13 protein-coding genes are annotated in these 12,079 nt (G+C 61.6%); 10 read left to right on the forward strand and 3 right to left on the reverse strand.

Going from position 1 to position 12,079, the window contains the following annotated elements; all coding sequences use genetic code 11:
* Complete coding sequence (locus P3T23_RS37495; RefSeq protein ID WP_429321105.1) at window positions 1–774, forward strand: N-acetylmuramoyl-L-alanine amidase; 774 nt, start codon at window positions 1–3, stop codon at window positions 772–774.
* Here P3T23_RS37495 and P3T23_RS37500 read toward each other — a convergent pair.
* Window positions 766–1,089: a hypothetical protein gene (locus P3T23_RS37500; RefSeq protein WP_429321106.1), complete on the reverse strand. Its 324-nt coding sequence runs from the start codon at window positions 1,087–1,089 to the stop codon at window positions 766–768. The genes P3T23_RS37495 and P3T23_RS37500 overlap by 9 nt on opposite strands.
* Between P3T23_RS37500 and P3T23_RS37505 the strand changes: the two genes are divergently transcribed.
* Window positions 1,090–1,641, forward strand: a complete 552-nt coding sequence (locus P3T23_RS37505; protein WP_429321107.1) for a YdcF family protein — start codon at window positions 1,090–1,092, stop codon at window positions 1,639–1,641.
* Window positions 1,642–1,907: 266 nt separating this feature from the next.
* Entirely contained in the window at window positions 1,908–2,474 is a 567-nt protein-coding gene (locus P3T23_RS37510; RefSeq protein ID WP_429321108.1) for an HD domain-containing protein, read from the forward strand.
* Window positions 2,475–2,543: 69 nt separating this feature from the next.
* Here the strand turns inward: P3T23_RS37510 and P3T23_RS37515 are convergent, their stop codons facing one another.
* Entirely contained in the window at window positions 2,544–3,398 is an 855-nt protein-coding gene (locus P3T23_RS37515) for a PA4780 family RIO1-like protein kinase (protein WP_429321109.1), read from the reverse strand.
* A 304-nt stretch (window positions 3,399–3,702) separates the two neighbouring features.
* Between P3T23_RS37515 and P3T23_RS37520 the strand changes: the two genes are divergently transcribed.
* From P3T23_RS37520 to P3T23_RS37530, 3 genes are all read left to right on the forward strand, one after another.
* Window positions 3,703–4,308: a histidine phosphatase family protein gene (locus P3T23_RS37520; RefSeq protein WP_429321110.1), complete on the forward strand. Its 606-nt coding sequence runs from the start codon at window positions 3,703–3,705 to the stop codon at window positions 4,306–4,308.
* A 532-nt stretch (window positions 4,309–4,840) separates the two neighbouring features.
* Window positions 4,841–7,111 carry a molybdopterin cofactor-binding domain-containing protein gene (locus P3T23_RS37525; RefSeq protein ID WP_429321111.1) on the forward strand — a complete coding sequence of 757 codons (2,271 nt, stop codon included), beginning with the start codon at window positions 4,841–4,843 and terminating at the stop codon, window positions 7,109–7,111.
* A 16-nt stretch (window positions 7,112–7,127) separates the two neighbouring features.
* The gene (locus P3T23_RS37530; RefSeq protein ID WP_133664575.1) at window positions 7,128–7,577 is read left to right on the forward strand and encodes a (2Fe-2S)-binding protein; all 450 of its coding nucleotides are present in this window, start codon (window positions 7,128–7,130) and stop codon (window positions 7,575–7,577) included.
* A 153-nt stretch (window positions 7,578–7,730) separates the two neighbouring features.
* On the opposite strand, the gene P3T23_RS37535 is transcribed toward P3T23_RS37530, so the two are convergent.
* Complete coding sequence (locus tag P3T23_RS37535) at window positions 7,731–8,846, reverse strand: AraC family transcriptional regulator (RefSeq protein ID WP_429321112.1); 1,116 nt, start codon at window positions 8,844–8,846, stop codon at window positions 7,731–7,733.
* A gap of 285 nt (window positions 8,847–9,131) precedes the next feature.
* Here P3T23_RS37535 and P3T23_RS37540 point away from each other — a divergent pair, with 285 nt between their 5' ends.
* The 4 genes from P3T23_RS37540 to P3T23_RS37555 all read left to right on the forward strand — a co-directional run bounded on the left by P3T23_RS37540 (window position 9,132) and on the right by P3T23_RS37555 (window position 12,031).
* Window positions 9,132–9,488, forward strand: a complete 357-nt coding sequence (locus tag P3T23_RS37540) for a GFA family protein (protein ID WP_429321141.1) — start codon at window positions 9,132–9,134, stop codon at window positions 9,486–9,488.
* A 68-nt stretch (window positions 9,489–9,556) separates the two neighbouring features.
* A complete protein-coding gene (locus tag P3T23_RS37545) occupies window positions 9,557–10,399 on the forward strand; it encodes a class I SAM-dependent methyltransferase (RefSeq protein WP_429321113.1) in 843 nt (280 codons plus the stop codon).
* 285 nt (window positions 10,400–10,684) lie between these two features.
* Window positions 10,685–11,512, forward strand: a complete 828-nt coding sequence (locus tag P3T23_RS37550) for a DUF72 domain-containing protein (protein WP_429321114.1) — start codon at window positions 10,685–10,687, stop codon at window positions 11,510–11,512.
* A gap of 93 nt (window positions 11,513–11,605) precedes the next feature.
* Window positions 11,606–12,031 carry a PRC-barrel domain-containing protein gene (locus tag P3T23_RS37555; RefSeq protein WP_429321115.1) on the forward strand — a complete coding sequence of 142 codons (426 nt, stop codon included), beginning with the start codon at window positions 11,606–11,608 and terminating at the stop codon, window positions 12,029–12,031.
* Window positions 12,032–12,079 lie beyond the last annotated feature (48 nt).

Here is a 12,079-nt window from a genome sequence, read left to right on the forward strand (position 1 = left end):
GTGGCAACAGATTACAACATTGAGCATTGGACTTCGGCTTGTACGATGGTTGGCAGCAGCAAAGACGATGCAGTCTCGATCAAGGTTGACGATCGGTCGGCAACACGACAGGCCGTTATCACGCAGTTGAAGCAAAAGGGCTACACATTACGAGAAAGATCGTCATGGGGCGCAATGCCACCCAAGAACACATTAACGCCATCACACTGGGACTATCGCGATATTGTGATTCACCATGCAGGGCACAGTTATTCGTGTGCAGTGGACGAACACGGCGCGAACGAACAAATGAAGAAGGTTCAATCCTATGACATGGGCGAGCGATCGTTTGATGACGTTGGTTATCACTATGCCGTTTCATGCCCTGGTGAGGTGATCGAAGCCCGTGACATTCGTTTCACCGGTTCCCACGTGAAAGGCGACAACACGGGTAAGCTTGGCATCGTCCTGCTTGAGAATCTGGCCGAAGCCGGCGAAGCCTGGCAGCAGGAGTACAGCCGGAAATCGCTTTGGCAGAAGTTCAAAGGGTCGATGGATATCGCGAGAGATGCAGTGGCCTTTGATCATGCAATGCCGACAAAGGCGCAGATTGATGCCCTGTCGGCCTTGATAGCAACATTGAAAGAGTTTTTCAACATCACGGCGTTAGGCGGGCATCGCGAATATCAGCTTCTAGCGCCTGGTAATGAGGGGCGGGCATGTCCGGGTGAGTATGGCATGCAGGTGGTCGAGGAAATGCGCGCGAAATTTGTGCTTAGGGCACCTTCAAAGTGAGATTGTCCAGCCAAGCTGTTCGTTAATGACGTAGGTGCGGCGCTCAAGCTGGCCTTGAATTAGCTGGCAGCGTTGCTGTCCTGGAAGACGATTCGTCACGGGCAGCTTGGCTTTTTCCTCAAATGCGTTGAACCATTCACTATTGCCCAAGTCCGGCCCGTGCCCTTCCCCATCTGAAATATCGAAGTAGTGGCTGTCCAGATATGAAAACCACTCTTGCGTACACGGCTGGACGACTGGGGCACGCGGTACGCTGGTAGTAACGAAAAGCCACGCGAGAACGATAACAGAACAGATGCCGATGAGGATTTTCATTTGCGCCTTTTAAAGATCATTGCTTGTTTATGCTTGTTTTCGGGGGTAGTGCTGGCTTCGGTGGGTCTGTTTTCGCTGCCGCGCCCGGCAGACGTCGTCATCGTGCTGGGAAACACAGTATATGTCGATGGTAGTCCGTCGCCACGGTTGGCGGCAAGGCTTGACAGAGCTTTCCAGTGCTATGAGCAACGGCAATGCAAACTCGTTTTTGTGAGCGGTGGCATTGATGCGTCCGGTACCGACGAAGCGCAGGCGATGCACACCTATCTTGTGCGTCGTGGCGTTCCGTCAGACAACATCATGGTTGATCGTGCGGGAAACGACACTTGGTCTACTGCGCGTAACGCAAGCGCCTTCATGCGGAATCGGGGGTTGTCGAGTGCGTTGGTAGTGACGCAGTATTTTCATCTTCCGAGGGCGATGTTCGCGCTTAAGCGCTTCGGCGTGCGTGAGGTTAGCGGTGCGTATCCTGCTTTCTGGGAGGTGCGTGACGTCTATTCGATTGCGCGTGAAGTACCGGCCTTAATCTGGTACGGCATCCGCCCGCTTTAGCGTTGGGTCTGAAGGTGCCTGGTGGCGGGGTTGCCACTGAATATGCAGCGTGCGGGCGAAGTTGCTAGCCTGTTGGCTTCGCGACAATCGGCGTTCCCTACCAGTCGGCTCACGGCACGATCGGCCTGGCTGCTGCACACGTGTTTCGCCCACGCTTCCATAAGTGGCCGTCGCTGCTCAGGAAAAGCCGTGTCGATGCATCATGATGTTGAGGTTTGTCCATGTGGCAAGACATGCGGAACATGGCGGTTTGACTGGGGATGACGATGAAGGAAAACTGCAAAGACCAGGATCTCGCCCTGGTAGGCCGCGCGCGAGCGTTTGCGCTTGGTGCGCACGCTGCCATAAATCAGCGGCGCAAATACACGGGCGAGCCTTATGCGGTGCATCTGGCCGAAGTGGCGGCGCTGGTACTGCGGGTTCAGGATGTGACAGCGGAAATGGTTGCCGCTGCCTGGCTGCACGATACGGTCGAGGATACCGCCGTTCCGCTGACATTGATTGAGACGGAGTTCGGTGCACGCGTCGGGCAACTCGTCGGCGAGCTGACCGCGATATCGGCACCTGATGATGGCGACCGGGCCACACGCAAGGCACTGGACCGTGCGCATACAGCGCACGCATCGGCAGCGGCGCAGACGATCAAGGCGGCTGATCTCATATCGAACCTGCGCACGGTAGAGGCTCGCGATCCGCAGTTCGCTGCAATCTACATGCGTGAGAAACGGCTATTGCTCGACGTGCTGACGCGAGCTGATGCACGCCTGCGAAGTGACGTACGCGCAATCATCGACGATTACTTCACCCGGCAGAGGGCCGACGAACGGGCCTGATGGATCACTGCCGCAGGCTTGGCCCCGCCGATCGTTCCCTCGTTCCAACCTAACTGCACTATGCGCCGGTCAACCGGCGCTGAGTTCCTGCTGTCTGCGCACCCGCGCATCTTCGTCGAGACGCGTCTCTTCGAGTTCCTGCAGCACGGCATCGAGATCGACGGGTTGGGTGTCTTCCTCGACACGGCCGGTCAGTTCGACATCGACGTGCAATGCGCCCGCTTCGAAGAGCGTCCAGATTTCCTTGCCGTAACTCGCGGTGAGAAGTTGCGGCGCAAACCGGCCAAAGTAGGCGGCCAGGTTGTCGACGTCGCGTTCAAGCATCGCCGCCGCTTCGTTGTTGCCGGCCGCGTCGACGGCCTGCGGCAGATCGATGATCACTGGCCCGTCCGCCGCGAGCAGGATGTTGTACTCGGACAGGTCGCCGTGAATCACACCGGCGCACAGCATGCGGACCACCTGGTTGAGCAGCAGCGCATGCAGTTCCAGGGCACGTGCTTCGGTCAGGTCCACGTCGTTCAGGCGCGGCGCGACGTCGCCTGTTGCATCGACAACCAGTTCCATCAGCAGCACGCCGTCGGTGCAGATGTAGGGCTGCGGCACGCGCACGCCCGCATTGTCGAGCCGGAACAGCGCATCCACCTCAGCGTTCTGCCACAGTTCTTCCTGCATCTGGCGGCCGTAGCGCGTGCCTTTCTCCATCGCGCGCGCCTGTCGGCTGTTCTTGACCTTGCGGCCTTCCAGATACGAAGTCGCCTGCCGGAAGCTGCGTTGCTTCGCGTCCTTGTAGACCTTCGCGCAACGCGTCGAGTCGCCGCTGCGCACGACGTAGACCGTGGCTTCCTTGCCGCTCATCAACTGGCCGATCACTTCGTCGATGAGACCTTCTTCGACAAGCGGGATGAGTCGTTTGGGTACTTTCATGCGGCCGCCCGGGAGACCGCGGGACATGCGGCGCAGAAAGGGGCGGATCGTGAGGTGCGAGCCGACAGCCGCTGGGGGCGGCGCTGGACAGGCTGAGTCCCTTTAACGGTAAGCGCAATCGGGAAACGGGGGCTTGGGCCGCAGAATGCGGCCGGCAGGCAAACGGCCTGCGAAGGGATGAAAGTCATGCCGGATTATACGGGCGCAGCCGGTTGTAGCCGTAAAATCGACAGGCTTGTGAAACCCGTGCCCTTGATGTGATCGTCCGGATCATCCCCTTTGTCTTCAGCTTCGAGATTAGCCGATGAACGCAACCGCTGCCGCTCAAGCCGTCGCCCGCCCCGAGATCTGGCTGATCCGTCACGGCGAAACCGAATGGAGCCTCTCAGGCCAGCATACGGGGCGCACCGATATCCCGTTGACCCCGCGCGGACGCGAACAGGCGCACGCGCTGGCATCGCATCTCGTGGGGCAGCGCTTCGATCGCGTGCTGACGAGTCCGATGTCGCGCGCGCTGGAAACCTGCCATCAGGCGGGGCTTGGCGAGCAGGCCGAAGTGGAGCCGGACCTGAGCGAATGGAACTACGGCATCTATGAAGGGCGCACAACCAAAGAGATCAGCAACAGCGTGCCAGGCTGGTCCGTGTGGAATTCGCCGATTCCCGAGGGCGAAAGCCTCGAGCAGATTCAGGCGCGGGCGCGATCGCTGATTCAGCGTCTGCTTGCATCAGGCGGGCGCATCGCGCTGTTCTCGCACGCGCATTTTCTTCGCGTATTCGGCGGCTGCTGGATTGGCGATTCAGCCGCGCTCGGCGCGCATCTCTTTCTCGACACGGCGTCGATCAGTATTCTTGGCTTCGATCACGAGAACCGCGCGATCCGTCAGTGGAATACGCGTTGCGCGCCGTGAAGGCCGCGCTGTCAATCGACATGCTGTGGGTGCATCGTTGTGCGCCGCGCCAAGGCACGCTGATGCCGGCGGCGCGACCGGTCGTCAATCTTCCGGACCGAATCGCTTCTAGCGTGTTCCAGATAACCAGTGAGCAGTTTCCAGATCGCTGAAGATCGGCACTTTTTGCAGGTTCAACCAGCGCGTCGCCATTATTTCCGTGGATGTAACAACGGCCGGATTCGACGTTGCTGAAGTGCGGGCGAGCCGATATCGGCGTCAGTCTTCACAACGAAGCTAGGATCGGATCGCGCGGGCCTGCGAGCCGCGAAGTCAGGGTTTGTCATGGAGCTTCCGGAGCGGGGTCCGGGCGTACGATAGCGAGACAAATCTTGGGAGATACAGGTAGCCGCGCGGGCCGCGGCCCCACAGGGAGGTGGCAGCCGCATTTCATTCTATCGCCAGCTTGCACGTTTTATGGGTGTCCATACGACATGGACACCCATGAATATCTGTACCGGTTCTCTATCGTGAACTCTTGGTGAGCCACGTCATGATGAAGCGCAGAACCTTCCTGATCGGTGGTGCCGGCGCAGTGGGCGCACTGCTGATTGGCTGGTCGGCGCTGCCGCCGCGCCAGCGTCTGACGGCTTCAGCGCCGTTGCCGGCAGAGGGTGCCCAGGTGGCGCTCAACGGCTGGGTCAAGATCGCCGCGGACAACAGCGTCACCGTCATGATGTGCAAGGCGGAGATGGGGCAGGGCATCCACACCGGCCTCGCGATGGTGCTGGCCGACGAGCTCGACGCCGACTGGTCGCAGGTGAAGGTCGAAAACTCGCCCATCGACAAGATCTACAACAACCTGCAGGGCGTCGTCGACGACCTGCCGTTTCGCCCGGACGACGACAGCGCACTCAGCCGTCTCTCGGACTGGCTGGCGCGCAAGCTTGCCCGCGAAGGCGGCACGATGATGACGGGCGGTTCGTCGAGCGTCAACGATCTCTGGATGCCCATGCGCGAAGCCGGTGCGTCGGCCCGTGTGATGCTGGTCGGCGCTGCCGCCGACCTGTGGAAGGTGCCGGCTTCCGAATGCCGCGTGGAGGCGGGCAGGGTGCTGCATGCGTCCGGCCATGCAGCCCGCTTCGGCGAACTGGCCGCGCTGGCTGCGCAGCAACCGCTGCCCGTCAGGGTGGTGTTGAAGGAACCGTCTGAGTTTAGGCTCATCGGCAAGCCCCTGCGGCGCATCGAAGCCGGGTCGAAAATCAATGGGGCCGCGCGCTTCGGCATCGATGTACAGCCCCTCGACCTGTTATACGCCAGCGTGGTGATGTGTCCGACACTTGGCGGCTCCGTGCGGCATTTCGACGGCGCCGCGCTCGCGGCGCAGCCTGGCATTGTCAAGGTGTTCGCGGTTGCGCCGTACAACGGCGGTACCGGCGGCGTCGCGGTGATTGCCGACAACCCCTTTCGCGCGATGAATGCGGTTACCGCCGTCGAAGTCGAGTGGAACAACGGTGCGGCTGCGACCCTGTCGAGCGCCGATGTCGACCGCCGCCTCGGGCAGGCGCTCGACAGCAGCGAGGGTCACACGTACTACAAACTTGGCGACGTCGATGCCGCGCTGAGAAAGGCCGCGCAGACCGTCACCGCGGAATATCGCGCGCCATACCTTGCGCACGGCCCGGTCGAGCCGGTCAACTGCACGGTGCAGTTCAGGGACGGCGAGGCCACCGTGTGGGTGTCGACGCAGATGCCGGCGCTCGCTCGCACGCACGTTGCGAAAGTGCTGGGCATCGATGCCGACAAGGTCTGCGTGAAGTCGCAACTGCTCGGTGGCGCGTTCGGACGGCGGCTGGAGATGGACTTCGTCTCGCAGGCCGCGGCGATCGCGCGTGAAGCGGGAGGCAAGCCGGTGCAAACGATCTGGTCGCGCGCGCAGGACATGACGCACGACTTCTATCGCCCGGCCTGCCGCTCGCGCTTCAAGGCAGGTCTCGACGCTTCGGGGAAGCTGATCGCGTGGCACAACACGTCGGCCAGCCAGGCGATCGTGCCGGAGTCACTCGCGCGCAATTACGGCATACCGCGCATTCCGATCGACAAGACCACGTCCGAAGGCGCGTTCGACCAGCCATACGAATGGCCGAATGTGCGCGTCGGCCACAAGATCGTCGACCTGCCGGTGCCCGTGGGCTTCTGGCGCTCGGTCGGTCATTCGCATCAGGCGTTTTTCACCGAGAGCTTCATGGACGAGCTCGCGGTCGCGGCGGGCCAGGACCCGGTGGCCTTTCGCCTCGGCCTCCTGACAGAGCATCCGCGTCATCAGGCGGTGTTGCAGCGCGCGGCGACGCTGTCCGGTTGGGGCAAGCCGCTCGCGCGAGCCGCCGATGGCGCGCGATGCGCACGCGGCGTCGCGCTGCACGAGGCGTTCGGCAGCGTCGTCGTGCAGGTGGCGGAGGTTTCGCTGGCGCCCAACAAGACCGTTCGTGTGCACCGGGTGGTGTGTGTGATCGATTGCGGTCTGCCGGTGAACCCGAACCTGATTCGTCAGCAGATGGAGAGCGCGATTGTCTTCGGCCTGTCGGCCGCGCTGCAGGAAGAGATCACGATCGTCAACGGGCAGGTGCAGCAGCAGAATTTCCTCGAGTTCCCGGTTGTGCGCATGTGCGAGTGTCCGGTCATCGAAACCGAGATCATGCCGAGCGAGGCGCACCCGCAAGGCGTCGGCGAACCGGGTACGCCGCCGATCGCGCCAGCCGTGGCCAATGCGCTGTTTGCGCTGACGGGCCAGCGTCTGCGCACGTTGCCGCTGAAAGTCGCATGAATACGGGAGAAGCGCGATGACATCTCTGAACGTCAACGGCAGGATCGTCAGTGTCGAGACGGATGCCGATATGCCGCTCCTGTGGGTGCTCCGGTGCGAACTCAGGATGACCGGAACAAAGTTCGGCTGCGGCGTGGGAATCTGCGGCGCCTGCACCGTGCATCTGGACGGCCATGCGGCGCTCTCGTGTCAAACGCCGGTCTCGACAGTCGGCGAGCAGAAGGTCACGACGATCGAAGGCCTGCGCGGCGCCGAGGCTCAGGCAGTCAAGGCGGCCTGGCTCGATCTGGACGTCGTGCAATGCGGATATTGCCAGAGCGCGCAACTGATGGCGGCCAGCGCGCTACTGAAGCAGAAGCCGCATCCCACCGATGCCGACATCGATCTGGCTCTTTCCGGCATCGTTTGCCGTTGCGGCACGTACCCACGCATCCGGGCGGCGATTCATCAGGCGGCAAAACGATAGTACCCGCGGGGAAACGTCTTGACGGGGTTTGCAATGGTTGACTTTCGGTCCAGCAGTAAACCACTACTATTGGCTGGTCACGTTACATTTCGTTGCATTCGATGAAACCCATGTATTTCTTTGCGCTTGCCGGGTCCCTGTTTGCGCTGACCTTCACGACCCTGATTCTGCTGCTGATTTCCTGACCCGTTGTTGTCCGGTAAAAGTATCTGGCGGTATATGAGTTGACGAGCCCTCGTCTGCCGCTGGTTCGCCTAGGGGCCCTGACGGGTTCTCCGATGCGCCCGCGCCGTCCGCCTGGTTGTGGCACTTGCGCCAGCCAGCCGGCGGCATGCCGAATTCCCGCTTGAAAGCCCGGTTGAATGCGGCTTCCGAATCGTAGCCGACATGTTCCGCCAGGATCGCGAGCGACGTGCCGCCGCTCAGAAGCTCCTGCGCCGCGATCTGCAGGCGCCAACGTGTGAGGTACTGCATGGGCGGCTGTCCCAACAGGTCGGTGAAGCGTTGCGCCAGCGCCGAACGCGATAACCCCACCTTGCGTGCAAGTTCATCGACGGTCCAGGCGTGGGCCGGCTGGGCATGGAGCATCGACAGCGCACGCCCGACGAAGCGGTCGCGCACCCCCGCGAGCCATCCCTTTCTGTCCGCGGGTAGCGTATCGATGCAACGGCGCACCGCTTCGACAAACAGCAACTCCGACAGTCTGGACAGAACGATCGAGCCACCGGCGCGCAATTCGGCTGCCTCCGCGGCAGCGAACTCGAGCGACGACTCGAGCCATGCCGAGTGAGGATCGTTGCGCATATCGATCTTGAAGATTCGCGGCAGCGACGAGAGCAACGGATTACTCAGCGTGTCGTCGCAGGCCAGAAAGCCGCACACGATGCGTGTGCGTGCTCCGCCGCCGCCATAGGCGAGCCGCATCACCTCGCCGGGTGCCGTCTCCAATTGGCTCGCGAGGAGTCGTGCCGACGGCACGGGGGGCACATCCAGGCCGCTGCCCATCAGGTGCGTTTCACCTTGCGGCACGACCAGCAGTTCGCCGGCGTTGACGTGAACGGCCGTGCCGGGGTCGCCGGCGATGGCGGCCCAGCAACTTCCTTCGGTGATCAGATGATAGGAAACGAGACGTTCGGAGCGCGGTAGATACGCCGCGCAGAGCGCCGCATCCGTCCGGCCAGACAGGCACCAGGGCGCACTGAACTCCGCGTTGAGAAAAACCGCACCGTCGAGGCGCACCGCGCGCAGGACGTCCGAAACGGCATCCATGAACAGCGTCCATCAAAATTTTTGGCGTCTCGCGCAATAAATCCGGACGCCTGATCGTTTATCCAGAAAGCTGATTGCAAGATACTAGCATCCACCCAAAGCAGCAACTACAAACCACAAACCACCCGAGGGCGCACGCATGCAGGCAGGCGCCCCAAACGCTACGTCGTCAGCAGCACGAGTTCGAACTAACTTTGGAGACGCATTGTGAGTAATGGAAAGGCTTATGCAGGTAGCTGTTTTTGCGGTGCAGTGCAGTTCACGGTCAGCGGTGAGCCGGCCGGAATGGGGTACTGCCATTGTGAGTCGTGTCGTCGCTGGTCCGCGGGGCCCGTCAACGCTTTCACGTTGTGGCGACCCGAAGCCGTGTGCATCACCCAGGGTGCGGACAATATCGGCACTTACAACAAAACGCCGCACAGCTTTCGTAAATGGTGCAAGACGTGTGGAGGACATGTCTTCACCGAGCATCCCGGCATGGGAGTCACCGACGTGTACGCGGCAGTGATTCCAGAGTTCCCGTTCGAAGCCGGCGTCCATGTCAATTATCAGGAAAGGATGCTGCGAATGAGGGACGGGCTGCCAAAGATGCAGGACATGCCTGCGGAAATGGGTGGTTCGGGCGTCGCACTGCCGGAATGACCCATTCACTCCCTGAAGCATTCATATATCAACGCCAGGTTTGATCCCTGGCTATCCGGAGTACAGCTATGTCCGCAATCAGTTCCACTATTTCCGCTTCATCGCCAGCAACCGATCTCGCCGCAGTCAAAACCCGCCAGCAAGCCGCATGGTCCGCGGGCAACTACGCTGTCGTGGGCACGACGCTACAGATCGTCGGCGAGAACCTGTGCGAGGCGCTCGACCTGCATTCCGGCGCACGGGTGCTCGATGTCGCGGCCGGCAATGGCAATGCCACGCTCGCGGCGGCGCGCCGCTGGTGCGACGTGACCTCAACCGATTATGTGGCGTCGCTGCTCGAGTCGGGACGGGCGCGTGCACAGGCCGAAGGCCACGCGATCCAGTTCCAGGAAGCCGACGCCGAGAACCTGCCGTTCCCCGACGCATCGTTCGACGCGGTGATGTCCACCTTTGGCGTGATGTTCACACCAGACCAGGACAAGGCGGCGAGCGAGCTTGCGCGTGTCTGCAAGCCCGGCGGCAAGATCGGCCTCGCGAACTGGACGCCGGACAGTTTCATCGGACAGGTGTTCAGGACGATCGGCAAATACATTCCGCCCGCGGCAGGGGTGAGATCGCCTGCACTGTGGGGTACGACAACCCGGCTTGAAGAGCTCTTCGGCGAAACCGCGGGCGAGATTCGCGTGACGAACCGTGAGTTTGTTTTTCGCTACCGGTCGCCGGCGCACTGGATCGAAGTGTTCCGCACCTGGTATGGTCCGATGAACAAGGCGTTCGCTGCACTCGATTCGCAGAAGCAGAGCGCCTTCACGGATGACCTGATGGCACTTATGCATAGCCGCAATCGTTCGGGCGACGGGACACTGGTATTGCCGAGTGAATATCTGGAGGTCGTGATCGTACGGAAATGATGTCATCGAGCGACAGGCTAGTGCAGAACCCCACTTTGGCGGGGTTCTGCTTTTGCGGACCAGGATGCCGTTGATGAGCCGCAAGCCCTGACCGTCGTCGCGTGTGTGTTAGAGCTGGGACTTGTTCCCAGCTCTTTTTTTGAAGTGGGCGTTGCTCGGCCGGCCTCGAGCCACCCTGGAGGGCGAGACCGGTGCACGGGGACAAGCCTTGCGAGCAGCATAAGACGGGCGCGGCAGCGATTCGCTACACTGGACGCTTCCCGTGTTCATGGAGAGGCGTTTTTCATGGCAACCCGAAAGACAGCAGGCAAAGCGGCGCAGATCCGCGTCGGCATCGGCGGCTGGACGTTCGAGCCGTGGCGCGGCGTGTTCTATCCGGAAGGGCTCGTGCAGAAGCACGAACTCGAATACGCCAGCCGCAAGCTGACGACGATCGAAGTCAACGGCACGTTCTACGGCTCGCAGAAACCCACGACGTTCGCAAAATGGCATGACGAGACGCCGGACGACTTCGTCTTCTCCCTCAAGGCGCCGCGTTTTGCGACCAACCGGCGCGTGCTTGCCGGGGCCGGCGAAACCATCGAGCGGTTTTTCGCCAGTGGCGTGCTGGAACTGAAGAACAAGCTGGGACCAGTCAACTGGCAATTTGCCCCGACCAAACAATTCGACCCTGAAGACTTCGAAGGCTTTCTGAAACTGCTGCCCCAACGTATCGACGGACGGAGAATACGCCACGCCGTCGAGGTACGGCACGACAGCTTTCGCGACGAGGCATTCGTTGCGCTCGCACGCGAGTATGGTGTCGCGATCGTGGTCGCGGGGGATTCGAAGTACCCGCAGATCGCGGACCCCACCGCGCCGTTCGTCTATGCGCGCATCATGGGCACGACCGAATCGCATCCTCAGGGCTATGCCGACGAAGCGCTCGATCTGTGGACTGAACGGGCACGTGTCTGGGCAGCGGGCGGCACGCCGAAGGGACTCGAAACAGTCCGCAAGCCACCGGCCAAAGAGGAAGCACGCGACGTTTATCTGTATGTGATCAGCGGATTCAAGGCGCTTAACCCGGCTGCCGGCATCGCGATGATCGAGCGGCTTGCCAGCGGCGCCTGATCACGCTGCGAGCAGGGTGACGGCATAGTGGGTATGATCCCGAGGTCGCCTTCAAGGGATGTCCACACGCAGGCCCAACCACGGAGTGACCACATGACTTTGAACAAGGCAATTGTGCTGACTGCAGTACTGGCATGCAACAGTGGCGTGCATGCGCAGGTCGCGGGGGCGCAACCGCTCAGCGTGACCGTCGAGCAGTCCACCGCGTTGCTGAACGGCTGGAGCGCGAAGAAAAGCATTCTGGGCAAGGCCGTCTACAACGATAACAACCAGAAAATCGGCTCGATCCGCGATCTTGTCATCTCGCCCGATGGCTCGCTGTCGGCGGCGATCGTGTCGACCGGCGGTTTCCTTGGCGTGGCGTCGCATGACGTCGCCGTTCCGATCGGCGCGCTGGATATCCGCGAGGGCAATTTCTATCTGGCCGGCGCGACGAAGGACGCGCTCAAGGCAACGCCGGAGTTCCAGTACAGCAAGGTGGAGTCGCCACCGAAGCCCAAAAAGCTGCAGGCCCAGTAAGCGGTCCGCGGGAAAAGCGCCGCGCATGGCAGAGGGATGCGCCTTGCG

The organism is Paraburkholderia sp. GAS448 (assembly GCF_050435685.1).
In the GTDB taxonomy this organism is placed as follows: Bacteria; Pseudomonadota; Gammaproteobacteria; order Burkholderiales; family Burkholderiaceae; genus Paraburkholderia.